The organism is Novosphingobium sp. (genome assembly GCF_027489515.1).
GTDB lineage: Bacteria > Pseudomonadota > Alphaproteobacteria > Sphingomonadales > Sphingomonadaceae > Novosphingobium.
Genome location: NZ_JAIXZS010000021.1, coordinates 1 through 19,845 on the forward strand (window position 1 = coordinate 1; position 19,845 = coordinate 19,845).

13 protein-coding genes and 1 other RNA gene are annotated in these 19,845 nt (G+C 65.7%); 5 read left to right on the forward strand and 9 right to left on the reverse strand.

Features of this window, described 5'->3' with window-relative positions:
• Positions 1-253: 253 nt before the first annotated feature.
• From Q0082_RS03410 to Q0082_RS03420, 3 genes are all read right to left on the reverse strand, one after another.
• Positions 254-1,375 carry a VacJ family lipoprotein gene (locus tag Q0082_RS03410; protein ID WP_366522492.1) on the reverse strand — a complete coding sequence of 374 codons (1,122 nt, stop codon included), beginning with the start codon at positions 1,373-1,375 and terminating at the stop codon, positions 254-256.
• A gap of 96 nt (positions 1,376-1,471) precedes the next feature.
• Positions 1,472-1,807: a YbaB/EbfC family nucleoid-associated protein gene (locus tag Q0082_RS03415; protein WP_298189909.1), complete on the reverse strand. Its 336-nt coding sequence runs from the start codon at positions 1,805-1,807 to the stop codon at positions 1,472-1,474.
• On the reverse strand, positions 1,804-3,639 hold the full coding sequence (locus Q0082_RS03420) for a DNA polymerase III subunit gamma/tau (RefSeq protein WP_298189912.1): 1,836 nt from the start codon (positions 3,637-3,639) through the stop codon (positions 1,804-1,806). Before Q0082_RS03420 ends, Q0082_RS03415 begins: the two co-directional genes overlap by 4 nt.
• A gap of 120 nt (positions 3,640-3,759) precedes the next feature.
• Here Q0082_RS03420 and Q0082_RS03425 point away from each other — a divergent pair, with 120 nt between their 5' ends.
• Complete coding sequence (locus Q0082_RS03425; RefSeq protein WP_298189915.1) at positions 3,760-4,227, forward strand: DUF4188 domain-containing protein; 468 nt, start codon at positions 3,760-3,762, stop codon at positions 4,225-4,227.
• Here the strand turns inward: Q0082_RS03425 and ffs are convergent.
• The 3 genes from ffs to hrpB form a co-directional block, all read right to left on the reverse strand.
• Positions 4,223-4,317, reverse strand: an RNA gene (ffs, locus tag Q0082_RS03430) — signal recognition particle sRNA small type. The two genes, Q0082_RS03425 and ffs, sit on opposite strands and share 5 nt — an antisense overlap.
• Before the next feature lie 55 nt (positions 4,318-4,372).
• Positions 4,373-4,651 (reverse strand): ETC complex I subunit, encoded by a 279-nt coding sequence (locus Q0082_RS03435; protein WP_298189916.1) that lies wholly within the window; start codon positions 4,649-4,651, stop codon positions 4,373-4,375.
• A 182-nt stretch (positions 4,652-4,833) separates the two neighbouring features.
• Positions 4,834-7,290 (reverse strand): ATP-dependent helicase HrpB, encoded by a 2,457-nt coding sequence (hrpB, locus tag Q0082_RS03440; protein ID WP_298189918.1) that lies wholly within the window; start codon positions 7,288-7,290, stop codon positions 4,834-4,836.
• Between the two features lie 56 nt (positions 7,291-7,346).
• Between hrpB and Q0082_RS03445 the strand changes: the two genes are divergently transcribed.
• Positions 7,347-7,487, forward strand: a complete 141-nt coding sequence (locus tag Q0082_RS03445) for a hypothetical protein (RefSeq protein WP_298189920.1) — start codon at positions 7,347-7,349, stop codon at positions 7,485-7,487.
• Positions 7,488-7,580: 93 nt separating this feature from the next.
• Positions 7,581-8,597, forward strand: coding sequence for an aldo/keto reductase (locus Q0082_RS03450; protein WP_298189923.1), 1,017 nt, complete (start codon positions 7,581-7,583; stop codon positions 8,595-8,597).
• A gap of 51 nt (positions 8,598-8,648) precedes the next feature.
• On the opposite strand, the gene Q0082_RS03455 is transcribed toward Q0082_RS03450, so the two are convergent.
• Both Q0082_RS03455 and Q0082_RS03460 read right to left on the reverse strand, forming a co-directional pair.
• On the reverse strand, positions 8,649-12,458 hold the full coding sequence (locus tag Q0082_RS03455) for a pre-peptidase C-terminal domain-containing protein (protein WP_298189926.1): 3,810 nt from the start codon (positions 12,456-12,458) through the stop codon (positions 8,649-8,651).
• Between the two features lie 486 nt (positions 12,459-12,944).
• Complete coding sequence (locus tag Q0082_RS03460; RefSeq protein ID WP_298189928.1) at positions 12,945-13,958, reverse strand: polyprenyl synthetase family protein; 1,014 nt, start codon at positions 13,956-13,958, stop codon at positions 12,945-12,947.
• 111 nt (positions 13,959-14,069) lie between these two features.
• Between Q0082_RS03460 and Q0082_RS03465 the strand changes: the two genes are divergently transcribed.
• Together Q0082_RS03465 and Q0082_RS03470 are read left to right on the forward strand one after the other, a co-directional pair.
• The gene (locus tag Q0082_RS03465; protein ID WP_298189930.1) at positions 14,070-14,360 is read left to right on the forward strand and encodes a chorismate mutase; all 291 of its coding nucleotides are present in this window, start codon (positions 14,070-14,072) and stop codon (positions 14,358-14,360) included.
• Positions 14,357-15,394 (forward strand): aromatic ring-hydroxylating dioxygenase subunit alpha, encoded by a 1,038-nt coding sequence (locus Q0082_RS03470; RefSeq protein WP_298189934.1) that lies wholly within the window; start codon positions 14,357-14,359, stop codon positions 15,392-15,394. The genes Q0082_RS03465 and Q0082_RS03470 overlap by 4 nt, the downstream gene beginning before the upstream one ends.
• A 12-nt stretch (positions 15,395-15,406) precedes the next feature.
• Here the strand turns inward: Q0082_RS03470 and Q0082_RS03475 are convergent, their stop codons facing one another.
• Positions 15,407-19,777: a calcium-binding protein gene (locus Q0082_RS03475; RefSeq protein ID WP_298189936.1), complete on the reverse strand. Its 4,371-nt coding sequence runs from the start codon at positions 19,775-19,777 to the stop codon at positions 15,407-15,409.
• Positions 19,778-19,845 lie beyond the last annotated feature (68 nt).

Genomic DNA, 19,845 nt, shown 5'->3' on the forward strand with positions numbered 1-19,845 from the left:
CGAAGAGCGGCACGACCATGCCGGGGAACACGACAATGTCGCGCAGGGGAAGCAAGGGATACTGTGTCATAGCTTCAATTCCATTCGCCCTGCCGCCGGGAGAGAGAACGGCAGGTTCTGTTGAAACTGAATATGGGAGCCCGCCCCCCTGCCCGCAATGGCCCGTTGTACCGGGGTTGTGGATGAGGGGGCGCGCCCAGCCACCATGCCGCCTTTCCGGACAGGCGGCAGGTTAAGCAGGCCGTACCCCGGCTCAGGGGATCGGCTGGACCACCGGCTGCGAGATGAACACTGGTGGCGGAGGCGGAGCCGGCGCGGTCGGCGCAGGCGGTGTCGGCTCTGCCGCTGGCGTTTCCACCATTGGCGCGGGCCCGGCAGCTGCATCTGCTGCCTCGTCCTCTTTCTCGATAACCCGCTTCTCGGCCGCCGAAACCGGGTCAGCCGCAGCGCCGATCGGCCGCGCGAACGGGCCGTAGCGGGTCTGGCCCTTCGCGAGCGGTCCGCGCCCATGCAGCGCCTCGATCTGATCGAAACGCGATTGCAGGTAGACCCGGCGATAGGTCGAATAGGGATCGGCCGCCTTGCGCAAACGCTGGAAGTCCTCGTCCGCCTCGTTGCGATAATCGAGCGAGTCGACGATATTGATCGGGATCGCGTACCAGGCCTTGTTGAACGGCGCGCCCACCGCGAGCGGCAGCGCCAGCCGGTCCACCACCAGGCCAAACAGATCGCGCACGGTCGTCGGCCCCACCAGCGGCAGGAACAGATAGGGCCCCGGCCCCACGCCATAGTAGCCAAGCACATTGGCAAGGCCGTTCTGCCGATAAGGCAGGTTGAAGGGTTTGCTGCGGGCGACGTCGATCGTTCCGGCAAGCCCGATGGTCGAATTGATGCCGAAGCGCCCCACCGTCTCGAACGCCTTGCCGGGCTTGAGTTCGAGCAGGTACGCCACTGCAACGACCGGCTCGCGCAAGTTGCGGATGAAATTGCGCAGCGCCATCCGTGCCGGGCGCGGCACCGCCTTCTGATAGCCAGACGCGATCGGGCCGACGAAGGCGTCGTCCACCGATTGCAGCACGTCGTAGCTCTTCTCGTTCACCTTCGCGAGCGGGTCTTCGACCGGCGCCTTGACCGTGCCGGAGACGACGATCTCGCCAGCAAGCGGCGGCAGCGCGTCCTGCGTCGGTGCAGCAGGCGCCGCAGCCGCGCTCTGGGCAGGCGCCGGGGCAGCAGGCGTGACCGAGGCGGAGGCAACCTCCGGCGCGGCAGGTGCCGTCGCTCCATCGGCAGGCGGGGCACTGGCCAGGGCGGCTGCGGCAAGCAGGACAAATGCGCTCAGGGGGAAACGACCTTCATGGGGCGCGCCAACCGGAATCCGGCGGCTCGTTCAACTTTTGTGACATTTGGATATAGCGCCTGTGTCCCCCCGGCGCCAGCCTGTCACGCGCACCGGGTGCGCCAGACGGACCGATCAGAACGGCAGCTTGAAGCCCGGCGGGATGCCTGCCGCCATCTGCACCTTCTGCATTTCCTCCGCCGCCGCTGCATCGGCGCGCTGGCGGCAATCGTTGAAGGCAGCGGCGATCAGGTCTTCGAGAATGCCCTTCTCGGCCTTGTCCATCAGGCTGTCGTCGATCGAAACACCGATCACGCGGCCCTTGGCCGAAGCCTTGATCCTCACGAGCCCGCCGCCTGCCACGCCTTCGACCTCAATCTGGTCAAGCTTGCCTTGCGCGTCCTCCATCTGCTTCTGGATGGTCTGGGCGGCGGCCTGCGCGGCCTGGATCATCTCTTCCATCGACTTCATGCGCGTTTGCTCCAAGGTTTCCGTTCGGTGGCGGATATAGTGCTTTCGTCGATCATTTCAGCCCCTGGAAACGCGGCAAAGGCCGCGCGCACCAAGGGATCCTCGCGCAAAGCCGCCTCTTCGCGTGCAGCAGCTGCCGCACGCGCCTCCTCAAGGCTGGGCATCGCGCTGGCAAGGTCGGCGCTGCGCTCGACACGCCACGATCCGCCAGTCGCGCCTTCAAGGCCGCGCCGCATGTCCGCCGTGGGATCGCCCGGAATGCCCGGCGCCAGCGCATAGACCAGTTGCCCCGGCGTGAGAGAGATCACCCGCACCGAAAGCCGCATGGCAGAGCCGATCAGCGGCGAAACCTGCTCGACCTGCTCGACAAGCTGCGCCCATTGCGCGGACGCTCGCGCGGCAACCGCCTCCGGGCTCGGCGCCATAGCAGCCACCGGCGCAGCGCCATCTGCAGGCGGCGCAGACTGCATTGTCGGCGGGTTCGCCGCAAAGGCCTCAAGCTGCTTGATCAGCCCGCCCGGGTCCGGCAGGTCCGCCGCGTGCATCACGCGCAGCAGCGCCATCTGCGCCGCCACCAGCGGATCAGGCGCGCCGCGCACCTCTTCATAGCCCTTGAGCAGCAGTTGCCACAGCCGGTGCAGCGCGCCCGCGCCCAGCTTCTTCGCCCAGCCCTCCAGCGCTTCGCGCTCCTCGGCCGAGCGCGCGTCCGCCGTGCCTGAAATCTGCGTGACGGTCACCTTGTGGACGAGATCGAGCTGCGCGCGCATCATCGCGGTCGGTTCGATCCCCAGCGCAAACTGGCTCGCCACTTCCTGCAGCACGCCGTCGCCCTTGCCGCCGATCACCGCGCTGAACAGGCGGCGCTGCATGGTCTTGTCGGCAAGGCCCAGCATCTCGCGGACCTGCTCGGCCGTAACTTCACCCCCGCCCGCCATATCGGCATGGCTGATCGCCTGATCGAGGATCGAGAGACCATCGCGCACCGAGCCCTCGGCCGCCGCCGCGATCATCGCCAGCGCCTCATCCTCGGCATGGACGCTTTCTGCCTCGCACACCTTGCCGAAATGCGCGGCAAGCACCGGCGTCTGGATCCGCCGCAAGTCGAACCGCTGGCAGCGCGAAAGCACCGTCACCGGCAACTTGTCGACTTCCGTTGTCGCGAAGAGGAACTTCACATGCGCCGGCGGCTCTTCCAGCGTTTTCAGCAGCGCGTTGAACGCGTTGCGGGAAAGCATGTGCACTTCGTCGATGATGTAGATCTTGTAGCGCGCCGAAACCGCCGCATAGCGCACCGCCTCGATGATCTCGCGCACGTCGTCGACGCCGGTGTGGCTCGCCGCGTCCATCTCGATCACGTCGATATGCCGCCCTTCGGCAATCGCGACGCAGGGCTCGCACACCCCGCAGGGGTCGATTGTCGGCCCGCCCTGCCCATCCGGTCCGATGCAGTTGAGCGCCTTGGCAATGAGGCGCGCGGTCGAGGTCTTGCCCACCCCGCGCACGCCGGTCATCAGGAAGGCATGCGCCAGCCGCCCGCGCCGGATCGCGTTGCCCAGCGTCTGGACCATCGCGTCCTGCCCGATCAGTTCGCCAAAGGTCTGCGGGCGATACTTGCGCGCCAGCACGCGGTAGGGCTGGCCAGGAGGCGCGGGCATGGGAGCGGCAACCGGTGGCGCCGCCCGCTCTTCCTGCACCACGCTGGCAACCGCAGCAGGCGCGGGATCGCCAAACATCGAGGCTTGCCCCGCGGCCTCAAGCTCCGCCGCCGATGGACCGTCGTCCTCGGGTTCATCAGCGATGGGCGCGCCAAACATGTCGGTGGAATCGACCATGAACCCTGATTAGGCCCTCCCGCGCCAATTGTCGAAGCCCCCTGACCCAACTCGCCGGGGATTGACAGACAGGTTGCAAAGCGCAACCTTCCTGCCATGAGCACGATAACGCCCGGCCGGATGACCGCCGCCCATCAAGGATCCCTCGTGGTGTTCGTGATCGGCATGCGGATCAATCACTTCCACAAGGTGGGCAAGTGGTGGCCAGTGTTTCAGGCGATGGGCCCGATGCTCGGAGAAGTCTCGCGCGATCCGCAAAGCGGCTTTCTCGGCTACGAATTTCTCCTGCGCAGCCTGCGCACGGTCGTCCTGCTGCAATACTGGCGCGATTTTGACAGCCTCGAGGCCTATGCCCGCGCCCGCGAGAAACAGCACTGGCCCGCCTGGACCGCGTTCAACAAGGCCATAGGCAACGACGGCACCGTGGGAATCTTCCATGAGACCTACGTCGTCCCCGAACACGGCAGCGAGACGATCTACGGCAACATGGTTCCCTTCGGCCTCGGCAAGGTTAGCGGCGTCGTCCCGGCTACGGGTTCACGCAACGAGGCGCGTTCCAGAATGCGGGGCATTTCTGAGGGGGATTGAAGGAGCCGGGCGACCCGCCGCACATCGTTGTGGCTGCTTCCTTCCGGACCTGACCAGGTTGGCGACAGCAAACGTCCGCCCGACTCCCGCGGCGCATATGGCGGCGCCTGCCGGAAAATGCAATCCCGTGCGGACGCGGCGGAACCTACCGGAAGTTGTCGGCGTAGCTCTGCAGCTTGAGGCGCTTCGGCGGCACCGGGCTGACATGTGCGGCGATGCCATACTTGTCGGCATAGGCCTTCGCTTCGTCCGCCGAACCGAAGGTCAGCACGACCTGCACTTGCGTATCGCCAGAGCCGGCCCAGCCCATCAGCGGATCGGGCTTGCGCGCCTCTGCCGGAGCGAATTCGAGAACCCACTGATCGGTGCGTGACTTGCCCGATTGCATGGCGTTTTTCGGGCGCTGGTAGATGCGTGCAGTCATACGCGCCCCTTGCCCACGAATCGGCTTTGAAATCAAGTGCGGGTTGGGTCGGAATGCAGTGTTTCCCGCTCTGGATCTCGGCCTGCGCGGGGATGACGAAGGAAGCAGGACTCCATCATCCAAACCAGGCATCATTCCCGCGCAGGCGGAAATTCAGAGCGACACGGCGCAACGCCGGGGATCTAACGTTTCCCCGCCTGAAACGCGTTCTTGGTCCGGAGGCTTGCTTCCTCTTCCCACGGCGCTTCTGGCCACCGGTGCTTGGGATAACGGCCCTTCATGTCCTTCACCACGTCGCGCCATGAACCGCGCCAGAAGCCCGGCAGATCGGCCGTCGTCTGGATCGGCTTCTGCCCCGGCGAAGTGAGCGAGAGCAACAGCGGCCGAGGCGGATCGCCGATCGTCGGATGCCGGTCGAGCCCGAACAGTGCCTGCACGCGCAGCTCCACCATCGGGCCGCCCTCATGCGCATAGTCGATCGCGTGGTTGGTCCCGGCGGGCGACGTAAACTCGGCCGGCGCCAACCGGTCGAGCGTGCTCCGCGCATTCCAGTCAAGCCGCCCCAGCAGCGCCTCATGCAGCTTGCCCGCCCCGATCTCGAATTCGCGCCGACCTGCCAGCAGCGGCCCCAGCCAGTCCTCCGCCTCGGCTAGCAAAGCCTCCGGTGAAAGCGCGGCAAGCCCCGCGTATCGCGCGCGCTCGATCAGCGCCAAGGCCTTCTCACCCAGCGGCAGCAGAGCGAGGCCCTCGGCTCGCAGCCGCTCGATCAGCAAGGCCTCGACCGCCTCTCTTGGCGGTGAAGGATCGGGCACCCGCGCCAGCACAACAGCGCCGAGCCGCCGCTCCAGCCGCGCTTCGACCCGCGCCTCGGCCGCGTTCCAGCTCAGCGCATGCCGCGCCTCGATCCGGTGCGTGAGGTGGCGGGTGACCTCTGCCTCCTCCAGCGCCAGGGCCGCGGTGATCCTAGCGCCCTTGGCCTCACCCTGCGCATCGCCGATCACCAGCCATGGGGCGCGGACCAGCGAACTCGCCGGGTCGAGCCGGTAGCCGCGCCCGCCAGAGGCCAGCCATTCCTCGCCGCTCGCGGCGCGCGCGCGCGCAATCCGGTCTGGAAAGGCCTCCGCGAGTAGCACGCCAAGCGGCACTTGCGGTCCCTGCTGCCCGCCAAAGTCCCGTGCAGCGCGCTCCGCAGCCTTGGCCCAGCGCGCCGCTAGCGCGCGCGAAGCCTCGGCCCGCCCGCCGCGCTCACGCCCCGAGCGTTCCAGCCGCGCGGCAAGGTCCTCGCCGCGCCCGCCAAGGCCGCGCTCCTGCAGCAGCAGCGCCAGGCGCGCCGCCTCCTCCGCCTGCCCCCGCGCCGCCGCATAGAGCAGCATATGCGCCAGCGCCGGCTCCATCGGCAGCGATGCCATCGCGCGCCCATGCGCGGTAATCCGACCCTCATCGTCCAGCGCGCCCAGCGCAGCGAGCGCCCCGCGCGCCGCTGCCATCGCAGCTGCGGGCGGCGGATCGATCCACGCCATCTCAGCCGGATCGCCTGCGCCCCATTGCGCCAAGGTCAGCGCCAGCGGGGTGAGATCACTTGTGAGGATTTCCGGCGGATCGAAGGCCTCACGGCCCGCGTGTGCGGCTTCCTCCCACAATCGGTAGGCCACGCCCGGCCCCTGCCGCGCCGCACGCCCCGCGCGCTGCGCGGCAGAGGCCTGGCTCGCCCGCACCGTCACCAGCCGCGAGACGCCCGCTGCCTTGTCGAACTCCGATCGCCGCGAGAGGCCGGCATCGACCACGATCCGCACGCCGTCCAGCGTCAGCGAGGTTTCGGCAATGCTCGTCGCCAGCACCACGCGCCGCCGCCCATCGGGCGCGCGCCGGATCGCCGCGCGCTGCCCCGCCGGCTCCACTTGCCCGTGCAGCGGCAGCACCAGTGCCTTCGGCAGGCGCTCGGCCAAGAGGTCCGCGCATCGCTCGATCTGCGCAACACCTGGCAGGAACGCCAGAATATCGCCCTCTTCCTCGCCCCACGCCTGGATCACCGCGCTCGCTACCGCCTGTTCGGGCTTCAGATCGGGCCGCGCGCCGAGCCATCGAATGCCAAGCGGATGCGCCTTGCCCTCGCTTTCCACCACCGCGCAATTCCCCAGCAGCCGGGCAAACCGGGCACCATCGAGCGTGGCGGACATGACCACCAGCCGCAGATCACCGCGCAGCACGCCCTGCGCCTCGATCGCCAGCGCCAGCGCCAGATCGCTCCCCAGCCCGCGCTCGTGCGCTTCGTCGAACAGCACCGCCGAGACGCCCGCCAGTTCGGGATCGGCGAGCAGCGCCGAGACAAAGATCGCCTCGGTCATCACCACGATCCGCGTGCGCGGCCCCCGCTTGGCATCAAGCCGGGTCACATAGCCGACCGTCTCGCCAGCTTGCTCCCCCATGAGCTCGGCCATGCGCTCCGCCGCCGCGCGCGCCGCCACGCGCCGGGGCGAAAGCACCACGACCTGGCCTTTGCACCACGCCTCGCCGATTAGCGCGGGCGCCACCGCCGTCGTCTTGCCTGCCCCCGGCGGCGCGATCAGCACCGCCGCAGGGCCAGCACGCAGTGCGGCCAGCAACTGTGGCAAAACGGCATGGATCGGAAGCACGCTCACACCTTTCGCCCTAAGCACCCTCTGCGCCCCCTGCAATCCATGCTAGGGCGGCCCACATGAGGACCAGCATCGAAATTCTCGTCGCGCTCCTCACGAGCATTCTCGCTGGCGGAACGGTGATCGCGGTCTTGATCGCCGCCGCCGCGCTGCTCGCCGTCAGCGCGCTGTGGTGGCTGATCGGCAAGCGTCCCGGCTGACCCATCCGCACTTTCGCTAGCGCGCCCCCGCCTTGACCGGCCCGCGCCGCCGCGCCACCCTATGTCGCAAACTTACCGGGAGAATTCCACGTCATGCAGCACCGCCGCCTCGGCACTTCCGCCATCGTCGTTTCCGATATCTGCATGGGGACGATGACCTTCGGCAGCCAGGCCGATGAAGCAGCCTCGCTGCGCATCCTCGACATGAGCTACGACGCCGGCATCAACTTCTACGACACGGCCGAGGGCTACCCCGTGCCGCCCGATGTAAAGTGGGTCGGCCGCACCGAAGAGATCGTCGGCAAGTGGCTGAAAACCAAGCCGCGCGATGCAATCATCCTTGCCACCAAGGTCTCCGGCCCCAGCCACGTCTGGTTCAAGAGCCCCAAGCGCAATGGCATGACCGCGCTCGATCGGCACAATATCATCAAGGCGGTCGAGGAAAGCCTCCAGAAGCTCGGCACCGACTACATCGACCTCTACCAGACCCACTGGCCCGATCACGACACACCCTATGAAGAGACGATGGAAGTGCTCGACGAGCTCGTCCGCGCCGGCAAGGTGCGCGTGCTCGGCTGCTCGAACGAAACCTCGTGGGGCCTGATGAAGTCGATCGAGGCAGCGAAAGCCGTCGGCGCTGCGCGCTACCAGACGATCCAGAACAACTTCAGCCTCAATAACCGCCGCTTCGAGGACGAACTGGCACAAGTCTGCCGCAAGGAGGGTGTGAGCCTCATCCCCTACTCACCGATTGGTGGCGGCGTGCTCGCCGGCAAGTACAACGGCGGCGCCCGCCCCGAAGGCGCTCGCTTCTCGAAATACCTCGAAATGGGTGGCCGCCAGGCCGGCATGGCCCGCCGCTTTGTCAACGAGAAGTCGACCGCATCGGCCGAACGCTTTGCCGCGATCGCCGCTGAACACGGGCTCGACCCCGTCACCTTCGCGGTCGCCTGGTCGAAGCAGCACGATTTCGTCGCCTCGACCATCGTCGGCGTGACCACCGAGGCTCAATGCGCCCCGATCTTCGCCGCCGCCGATCTGGTCCTGCCGGAAGAGGCGATGAAGGCAGTCAACGCGGTGAGCCGCGAGATCATGTACCCGATGGGGTGAAATCGCGCCCGGTCCGCGCCCAAATGCTGACCGGGCAGCTTCCCTCCAGCCTCACGCCACGATCAGGATGTCCGAGAAGGCCAGATCGGGCCCTCCGGCAAGCGTGGCGACCTTGACCGCCTTGATCGTGCCCGTGCCATCGGCATCGTACCACAGTGCGCCGCTTGCCGAATTGTAGATCAGCCGATCATCGGCATCGTGGGCAAAATTCACGCCGTCGCCCGACCAGAACGCCGCACTGGAGAGCGCCCCGCTTGCTGCGAAACCCGTGAACACGCCCCTCGCGAACACCAGCTTGTCCGTTCCCGAAACAAAGTCCGTGATCAGGTCCGCATTGAGGCGCGTGTTGCCCGGCGTATCGAAGATGAACCGGTCCGCACCGGCCCCACCGGTGAGCACGTCGCGCCCCAGATTGCCGTAGAGGGCATCATTGTCGTTGCCGCCCATGATCCGGTCGGCGCCAAGCCCGCCAATCAGGGTATCGTTCCCCGCGCCGCCGACAAGCCGGTTGTCCCCGTCGTTGCCGGTCATGGTATTATTCAGCGCATTGCCGCTGCCCTTGAGGTTGGCCGTCCCGGCCAGAGTCAGGTTCTCGACAAGACGCAGCCCGGCCGAGACATCGAGGTTGTACGAAACCGAGGTCAGGACCGTGTCGAGCCCGCCCGCATCGACGAGGCCCGATGTTGTGGTCGTCTCATAGACCCGGTCGCTGGTGGCATCGACGATATAGGTATCGTTGCCCGCACCACCGAGCATCTTGTCGCTGCCCGCACCGCCGTTCAACGTATCGTCGCCTGCACCGCCCACAAGCCGGTTGTTAGCCGAATTGCCGGTGATCACGTTGTCCAGGGCGTTCCCGGTCCCGTTGATCCTGGCGCTCCCGGTCAGCGTCAGGTTCTCGACAAAGCGCAGCCCAGCCCTCACCCCGAGATCCAGCGTGATCGCGCTCTCGATCCGATCGGTGCCTCCCGCATCGATCTGGCTCGCCGTGGTGGTGGTTTCAAACACCCGGTCGCCGATCGAATCGACGACATAGGTGTCGTTGCCCGCACCTCCCACCATCCGGTCCTTGCCAACACCGCCATCGAGCACATCGTCGCCGGCCTCGCCGAACAGCTTGTCGTTGCCGACCTCGCCAAACATCGTGTCATTGCCCGCCCCGCCGAGCATGGTGTCGCCGTTCGGATTGGGATCGACCGGCTTGGGAACGTGTAGGGTGTCAAGACTGATCGCGAGCCGCGCCGTCGTGCCGGCCACGAAGCTGGACGATCCGTAGGGGCGCAGCGCGATCGTGTAGGTCCCGTCGGCGAGGAAGGTGAAGGTCAAGTAGGGATCGCGGCTGCTGGTCGAGCCTCCTGCGCCGTCGCTCGTGCTGGAATCGTCATCAGTGGCGACGATTGTACCGGTCGAATCAAAGAGTTCCAGATAACTGTCGACGCTGGAACCCCCATTGCTGACCCCGTCGACATCGAAGACAAAGGTCTGCCCTTTGCGCGCCGTGAACGAGAAGGTCTCGTAGCGTTCTCCGGATGCGGTGATCTCCACCGTGAGGTGGGGATGGGTCGTGGCTTCGGCAATGTTGGGATCATCGGCAAGGCTCCAGGCCGTGTCGAGCACGACCGGCGCATCGAGCTGGTTGACCACGGACTGCGCAATGATCTGCACCCCCGTGCCGCCCGTCGTTATGTCCACCAGCGCGTCGAGCGGGTCGACCGGGCGCGGCACAGTGAAGCCGTCGCCATGCAGGGTGTCGTTGCCCTTCCCGCCCAACAACTGATCGGAGCCGTCGCCGCCATTGAGCGCGTCGCTGCCGTCGCCGCCCGACAGGACGTCCTTGGCCCCGCGCCCCCACAGCTGGTCATCGCCGGCGAGGCCGTTGATCTGGTCGCGCCCCTCGCCGCCGCGGATATCGTTGCCACTGGCATCGCCATTCTGGCGCAGGATCGATTGATCGGTGGCGATGCCGTCATCGGCCAGCACTTCGGTGCTGACAAGGAACACCCAGAGGCCGCCGATCTGGGCCACCCCGATCGATCTGCTATCGATCCCGACCAGTGCGCTTGAAGCGCTGATGTTCCGCGCGAGATCGGCATAGACCTCCTCGGGGGTGTCACCCCCGTTCCAACTGGCGAAGACCATGGTCTTGGAAAGGTCGATCCCGGCACCAGCGGCAAGATCCGCAAACACCGTGCGGAAGTCCTCGCCATTGCTCAGCGTCTCCGCCCAGTTGGCGCCGCCATTGAGGATGACGACAGGCACAGCGTCCCCGCGATTGTGCGTCACGTCTAGTGCGATGCGGTTCGCGATCGCTGAGAGCGCGGCGTTGACCGCAAGCTCGGTCCCGTCGGTGCGGATGGCGTCGTTAATGTACGCGGTCTGCACGATCTCACCATCGTTGAGCAGATCGCCCGCGCGTTCGCCCAGCGCGCGGTTGGCGATGAACGGATCGGGCAGCGCTGCAGGATCGATGATCTTGATGCCCGTCGCGACGTCGGACGGATTCACCACGGTTCCGCCGGCATTGATGGCATGGCCAAGCTTGATGCCCGTGGTGAGATAATAGGCGAAGCCCGACGCGGCCTCTCCGGAGGAGACAGCCGCCGCCGCGTCGGCATAGTGCGAGACGTACCAGGCTTCGTCGAAGATCAGGTTGGCAAAGTTGGGCTCCGGAGCCGCCGCCTGGAGATCAGGGTGCAGCATCGGCCCCGGCGCGCTGCGATAGGCGTCGAAAGCCTCGCCCAGTTCGGAGCGAACGCTCTCGCTGATCCCGAAGGTATAGACGAGCCCGGTCACCAGACCAGCAACGAGCCCGGCAATCGGCGTCCCCACGAAGGTCACGCCTGCCCCGACGCCGGTCGACAGAGCAATGCCGAGGACAAAGTCCCCGAGCTCGATCGCAGTCTGCTTCTGCCAGTTGCTGGCAGAGCGGATATTGTCGAGACGATTGCCGATATCGATCGTGTAGCCGAGGATCGAGAATGCCTTGGCCATCTTGCCCATCAAGGCTACGCCCTTGTCGGCAGTGTCGATATTCTCGATGATGTGCTTGAATATTTCGGACTGAGTCTCCTTGTAATTCATCACCGAACCAAGGATGTCCGCCAGCGTATCGTCAATGAACTGCTTGTCGGGATCGGCGAAATCGGCGACCTCGACGATGATCGAATAGTGCTCAAGATCGCCGTAAGAAGGGTCGGCCTTGATGCGCAGCACGTTCGTGCCCTTCACAAGGTCGAAGGTTACCTCGCGCACATCGTTGGGATTGTCATCAAGATAGATCTGCACCCGCGCCTGCGTCTCGGCAGAAACGGTCAGGGCAATGAAATCCTGCCCGTCGCTATCGCCGACCGCATCAAAGAACGACAGCGTCATGCCGCCGCTCACCGATCCGAAATCGCGATCCACCGGCATCTTGCCTTTGAGCAGATCCACCATGGGTGCCGGCAGGTCCGCGACCGCCGGTCCGAACACGATTGTATCGACCGAGAATCCCGCGTCATCGAAAGCCTGATCAATGATCGCGATGGAGGCAATCCCGCCAGGGTCGTCGCAGGAGAACGTGAGCACCCCGTAACCGCTGTTCGTGGTCGCCTGGATCAGCTGGCCGGCCGCGTCGCGAAATTCGACCCGGGTCGAGCCGAGGTTGTTGAAGTAGCCCACATCGAGTGACGCGCTGGTGACGGCATCATCGAAATAGATGAACACCGGCCCTTTGTAGCTCGCATTGGCCGCGATGACGGGAGAATCCGGCTGTGCGCTATCCGTTGTTATCTCACCGGTGGTCCGCACCACGGTGTCATCGAACGTGAAGACCGGATTGACTGTTCCGGTACGGTATTCCGAGAAAGTAATGGTCGACATGCCAATCCCCCGATTGAATGGATCCGCGCTGCACGCCCTTAGCCATCGGATCCGCCAAGCGGCCTGATCAACGATGACGGGCGCAAGACACCGCGCTCGTATGCAACAACAAAATCAACGCAAATGCAGACGATGTACCGGCACGAAATAGGCCATCCCGCCGGATTGCTCCGCCAGAAAACTGCATCCAGCGCACCGGATTATATCCGGCGCCGCCTGCATCTGTTTACTAATTGTTTCCAAGAATTCCGCCGAATCGCCGGCAGAATTTCTTGCGCCCCACTATATCTTAACCACGCTTTTGCATGGATCAAGCGATCTCGCGCACGCGGCAAGAATCCGTCGATGCCAATACAGTCAGGTGAGCCGCGCCCGCTGTTCATCCAGCATGGCGAAGACCGCGCTGCCGCGAAATTGGTGGCCAGGCTCCTCGCCGGGCTCGCACAAACCGGCCGAGCGTCGCCCCAGTGCCGCCTCAGTACTGAACTAGTACCGCCGCGCCACGGCAAACTCTGCCGCCTCGGTCATGGCTTCCTTGGCCGCACTGGCCGGGAATCTGGCAATCGCGTCGATCGCGCGCTGGGCGTAGTGGCGGGCACGCTCGCGGGTGGCGTTTACGGCCTCATGCTTGCGGATCAGCGAAACGGCATGCGCCAGATCGGCATCGCTGTTGCGGTCCCCCGCAATCGCTTCCTGCCAGAACGTGCGCTCCTCGGCCGAGCCCCGCGCATAGGCGAGGATCACTGGCAAGGTCATCTTGCCCTCGCGGAAGTCGTCGCCCTGATCCTTGCCCATTTCGGACGCGTCCGAATCGTAGTCGATCGCATCGTCGGCCAGCTGGAACGCGATGCCGAGGTTGCGGCCATAGCTGTCGAGCGCCAGCTCGTCCGCCTCGCTGCGTTCTGCCACCACTGCGGCGATGCGGCAGGCGGCGGCGAACAGCGCGGCTGTCTTGGCGTTGATGATCGCGAGGTAACGTTCCTCGCTCGTCTCCACCTGCCGCTGCGCGACAAGCTGGTCCACTTCGCCCTCGGCGATCACGGCCGAGGCGTTCGAGAGGATCTTCAGCACCTTGAGGCTGCCGTCCTCCACCATCAGTTCGAAGCTGCGGCTGAACAGGAAATCACCGACAAGCACCGTCGCCGGATTGCCGTAGATAATGTTGGCGGCCTTCTTGCCGCGCCGCATGTCGGAGCCGTCGACCACGTCATCGTGCAGCAGAGTCGCGGTGTGGATGAACTCCACCGTCGCCGCCAGCTTGTAGTGGCGGCTGCCACCGTATCCCAGCAGCGAGGCGCTCGCGAGGGTCAGCATCGGACGCATGCGCTTGCCGCCACCGGCGATGAGATGGCCAGCGAGTGCCGGTATCAGCGGGATGCGCGATTGCATCCGTCCGAGGATCACTTCGTTGACACTGTTCATGCCATCGGCCACGAGCGCCATGAGCGGCTGCAGCGAAGGCTCGGCGCGGCGGGGGAGAGGGTGGATGGTCGCGGTCATCGCCGTTCGCTTGGCCTGCCCACCGGCGCTTGGCAAGATGCAACTTGTGCCAGTGTGGGCAGCATGACCCGTGCGGCGGGCCAGATGCAGGCGATGGAACGGAGATTTGGGATGAGCGAAGACCCGGTTCTGGCCGGTTACCGCCAGAGCATCGACAACATCGATGCGGCGATGATCCACATTCTGGCCGAGCGATTCCGCATCACCCAGGCGGTCGGCGCTTACAAGGCGGCGCACCAGCTTCCCGCCAGCGACCCCGCGCGTGAGGAGCGCCAGATCGCCCGCCTGCGCGCGCTGGCGGTCGATGCCAAGCTTGATCCCGAATTCAGCGAAAAGTTCCTGCGCTTCATCATCCAGGAAGTGATCCGCCACCACGAACAGGCGGCGGAAGCAAAAGGGTGAGTGCCGGCCTTGGCGCCGAGGGCTGGCTTCGCAGCGCGTGGTATGTCGCAGACTGGGCCGATGCGATCACCGATGCGCTGACCCCGCTCGAAATCCTTGGCCAACGCGTCGTGCTGTTCCGCGCGGCAAATGGCGATCCCGTCGCGCTTGAGGATGCCTGCCCGCACCGCAAGCTCCCGCTGTCGATGGGCCGGCGCGAGGGCGATCACCTCGTTTGTGGCTATCACGGCCTCACGTTCGATACCGCCGGCACCTGCGTGACTGCGCCGACGCAAGCCAGCCTGCCCAAGGCCTGCGTCCGGTCCTATCCGCTTGCCGAGCGTTATGGGCTCGTGTGGATCTGGATGGGCGATCCGGCAGCGGCGGACCCGGCGACAATCGTCGACATCCCGCAATGGGGCTCGCCCGCATGGGGCTATAATCGCGGGCCTATGATGCAAGTCGATTGCCACTACCTCTACGTGGTCGACAACCTGCTTGATCCCACCCACGTCACTTGGGTCCACCCCGGCTCGTTCGGCGATGCCTCCTGCGCCGCCGTGCCGATAGAGACCCTCTCGGCGCCCGATGGCGTCACCGCCGCGCGCTGGCTCATGGATACCGAGCCCGCCCCGTTCTACGCCAAGTTCCTGAAGTTTGCCGGCCGCGCCGATCGTTACCAGCACTACGAGGTGCGCTACCCCTCGAACGCGGTGATCAAGGCAGTGTTCGCTCCCGCCGGCACCGGTGGCCACAACCAGCCCCTCCACGCCGATGCGTTCTGCATGGATAGCTTCAACTTCCTGACACCGGTGAACGCGCGGACCACGCGCTATTTCTGGTTCCAGCTGAGGAACTTCGCGCCCGATGATGTGGGCGTATCAGAAGAATTCACCGCGGACGTGAAACATGCCTTCGAGGAAGACCGTGTCATCCTGAACGCCGTGCAGATCGGCATGGACACCAGCCCCACGCTGACCATCGACCTCAAGAACGACCTCGCCTCGTTCCGCTTCCGTCAGACCCTTGCGCGGATGATCGCGGCGGAGGGCTAAGGTCGCCCTTTCTCAAGCCGCGATAAGGAAATCGCTGAAAGCCAGCGCCGGCGCACCCGTCAGCACCGCCACCTGCACCGCAGCCGTCGCCCCGGTGCCATCCGCGTCATACCACAGCGCCCCGGTCGTGGTGTTGTAGATGAACCGATCGGTCGCATCGTGCGCGGCATTGAAGCCTGCGCCCGACCAGAACGCATCCACGCTCATCGCCCCCGTTCCGGCAAAGCCGGTGAACACCGCACGGCTGAACGAGAGCTTGTCGCTGCCCGAAGTGAAGTCCTGCAGCGTATCGAGGTTGGTCGCCGCATTGGGCGCGCTGTCAAACAGGAAGGTATCGGTGCCAGCGCCGCCGGTCAGCGTGTCATTGCCCGCGCCGCCCGCCAGCCGGTCGTTGCCGATCCCGCCCAGCAGCGTGTCATTGCCCAGCCCGCCGGTCAGCGTGTCGTTGCCGTCGAGCCCAGAAAGCACGTTGTTCCCGGTGTTGCCAAGGATCACGTTGTCGAGCGTATTGCCCGTACCGTCGATCGCCGCGCTGCCGGAAAGCGTCAGGTTTTCGACGTTGAGCGCCAGCGTCCAGCTCAGCGAAGCCGTCACGAGATCGGTCCCGCCGCCGGCCGCTTCGGTCGTCACGTCGAGCGCATTGTCGACCAGGTAGCTGTCATTGCCGCTGCCGCCGACCAGCGTATCCGCGCCCGCGCCGCCATCAAGCACATCGTTGCTGCTGTTGCCGGTGATCACGTTGGCCAGCGCATTGCCGATGCCGGTATGCGAAATGTTGTTGGTGAAGGTCAGCCGTTCGACATTCGCGCCCAGCGTGTAGCTCGCGAGCGTGGTCTGCACCGTGTCGGTGCCTTCGCCAGCGAGTTCGGTGACGACATCGCCCGCCACGTCGACGACGTAGATGTCGTCGCCCAGACCGCCGAGCATCGTATCGCTGCCGCTGCCACCGTTCAGCGTGTCGTTCCCGCCAAGCCCGGTCAGCACGTTGGCGCCGCTGTTGCCGGTCAGGATGTTGGCATCGGTATTGCCGGTGCCGTTGATGGGGGAGGAACCCGAAAGCGTCAGGTTCTCGACGTTCGCCGCCAGCGTCCAGCTGATCGAGGCGGTCACGAGATCGGTGCCCTGCGCGGCCAGCTCGGTTGTCACGTCGCCGGCATTGTCGACCACGTAGCTATCGTTCCCCGCGCCACCGATCAGCGTATCGGCCCCCGCCGCGCCATCGAGCACATCGTTACCACTGTTGCCGGTGATCAGGTTGGCGAGCGCATTGCCGGTTCCGCTGTGCGCCGCGCTGTTGGTGAAGGCCAGCCGCTCGACGTTGGCTGCCAGTGTGTAGCTCGCGATGTTGGTCTGCACCGTATCGGTGCCCTCGCCCGACAGTTCAGTCACCACATCGCCTGCAGCATCGACGACGTAGATGTCATCGCCCAGACCGCCGAGCATCGTATCGTTGCCGGAGCCGCCGTTCAGCGTGTCGTTCCCGCCAAGCCCGGTCAGCACGTTGGCGCCGCTGTTGCCGGTCATCACGTTCGCATCGGTGTTGCCGGTGCCATTGATCGCCGCTGTGCCCGAAAGCGTGAGGTTTTCGACATTGGCGGACAGCACCTGACTGACCGAGGCGGTGACAAGGTCGGTGCCCTGCCCGGCCAGCTCGGTCACCACGTCACCGGCATCGTCCACCACATAGCTGTCGTTGCCCAAGCCGCCGACCAGCGTATCCGCCCCGGCGCCGCCATTCAGCGTGTCGTTGCCGGCATTGCCGGTGATCACGTTGGCCAGCGCATTGCCCGTTCCGCTATGCGCCGAAGAGTTGGTGAACGTGAGGTTCTCGACATTGCTGCCCAGCGTGTAGCTGCTCAGCGTGGTCTGCACGACATCGCTGCCTTCGCCACCAAGCTCGGTCACCACGTCGCCCGTCGCATCGACGACATAGGTGTCGTTGCCCTGCCCGCCGATCAGGGTATCATTGCCCGATCCGCCGTTCAGCGTGTCGTTTCCACCAAGGCCCCGCAGCGTGTTCGCGCCGGAATTGCCGATCAGCACGTTGACATCGGTGTTGCCTGTGCCGCTGAGCGCCGCGCTGCCCGTCAGCGTCAGGTTCTCGAAGTTGGCGCCCAGCGTCCAGCTGATCGAGGCGGTGACAAGGTCGGTGCCCTGCGCGGCAAGTTCGGTCACCACATCGCCGGTATTGTCGACGACATAGCTGTCATCGCCCAGCCCGCCGACCATGGTGTCGGCGCCCGCGCCGCCGTTCAGCGTATCGTTGCCGCCAAGTCCTGTCAGCACGTTGGCCGCGCTGTTGCCGGTCAGCGTGTTGGCATCATTGTTGCCGGTGCCGTTGATTGCAGAGGAACCCGAAAGCGTCAGGTTCTCGACATTCGCCGCCAGTGTCCAGGTGATCGAGGAGGAGACGCTGTCGGTCCCTTCGCCGGCCGCCTCGGTGGTCAAGTCGCCTGTGTTGTCGACGGTGTAACTGTCGTTGCCCTGCCCGCCGATCATCGTGTCGGCGCCGCTGCCACCGTTCAGCGTGTCGTTGCCGCCAAGTCCGATCAGCACGTTGGCCGCGCTGTTGCCGGTCAGCGCGTTGGCGTCGGTGTTGCCGGTGGCGTTGATCGCTGAAGTGCCCGAAAGCCCGAGGTTGTCGACATTGGCCGCCAGCGTCCAGCTGATCGCGGCAAAGACCGTGTCGGTCCCCCCGCCAGCATTCTCGATCGTCGTGTCGCCGGCGTTGTCGACATAGTAGGTATCGTTGCCGAGCCCGCCGACCATGCGGTCTGCGCCAGACCCGCCGTTGAGGATGTCCGCGCCGCCGCCGCCGGTCAGCACGTTGTTCAGCGCATTGCCGTTGCCCGTATGCGCGACATTGTTGGTGAAAGTCAGGTTCTCGATGGTGCTCCCCAGCGTGTAGCTGGCAAGCGTGGTCTGCACCGTATCGGTGCCCTGCCCGGCAAGCTCGGTCACCACATCGCCCGCCGCATCGACGACGTAGATGTCATCGCCCAGCCCGCCGATCATGGTGTCGCTGCCGGTGCCACCATCGAGCAGGTCACTGCCGCCAAGGCCGTTCAGCGTATCGTTGCTGGCAAGGCCCATGATGTGATCGTCAGCCGTGGTGCCGCTCAGCGTATCGACCGCCGGGGTGCCGATGATCAGCTTGTAGGGGCCATAGCTGAACATTTGCGCCTTGATCCCGGTGCCATCGGCATCGCCGCCGAGGCCGCTGCCATCGGACCAGGCAATTACGAAGCCGCCGCCCAGCAGGCTGCTGATGACCGGGCGCTCCTGATAGTCCGCAGTCACCGTGTTGACGAGGACCTCGCCGCCCACCTTGGCCCCCGCGCCATCGTAGAATTGCGCCTTGATCTCGCTGTTCGTGGGGCTGACGAAGTGCTGCCACGTCACCACGAAGCCGCCATCCGGCAGACTTGCGATCGAGGGGAAGTCGCGCTCGCCGGCGCCCGGTTCGCTCACCACCAGCGATGCGCCCAGCGCGGCGCCCGTCGCATCGAACTGCTGTGCGCGGATCAACGTGGCAGGCTCACCGGTCGCCGGGTTCGAATCCTGCCAGGCCACCACGAAACCGCCGGTCGAAAGCCCCGTAACAACCGGTAGCGCCTGATCGCTCTGCGCTTCGACATCGACCGCGATCTCACCGCCAAGCTTGGCGCCCGCCGCATCAAACAGCTGCGCCTTGAGCACCGCGGCTGGCTGGCCCGTCAGCGGATCGGTCGCATTGCCGTCCATCCACGTCACGACATAGCCGCCACTGGCAAGGCTCGTCACCACCGGCTGGGTCTGATCGCCGGTGGTCTGGGTATTGACCCGCACGGCACTGCCCACCGGCACGCCCGCTACGCTGTAGAGCTGCGAGAGGATGCCCGCCCCGCTCGCGTCCCCGGCTGACCCGGCATAGTCCTGCCAGATCACCACGAAGCCGCCGCCCGCAAGCCCGGTGATCGTAGGATTGTGGTTGCCGGGCAGGTTGTTGCCGCCCTGCTGCGTCCAGGTCGTGCTGTTGACGAGGAACGCCGGTGTCACCACCGCACCGCTCGCATTGTAGACCTGCGCCTTGATCTTGTAGTCCGACTGGATGCCCGCTTCGGTCCAGGTCACCACGAACCCGCCGCCGGCCAGGCTGGAGACAGTTGGGAATGACTGGTCGGTGCTCGCACCGCTCGCCACGGCGAACTCGCCGCCCACCTTCGTACCCGCCGCGCTCCAGATCTGTGCCTTGGCTACGCCGAGGCCGCTGGGTGCGGAATAGTCGGTCCAGGTCGCGACAAAACCGCCGCCCGGAAGCCCGGTGATCGAGGGCAACTCCTGAAAGCCCGCGACCTGGGTATTGACCAGGAACTCGCCGCCGAGCTTGACGATATCAACCATTCTGGGTCCCCGCATGTACCGCGCCGTGCCGGGCGCAGCCGCTGGGCGCGCGTAGGCTCGTTCGGTGC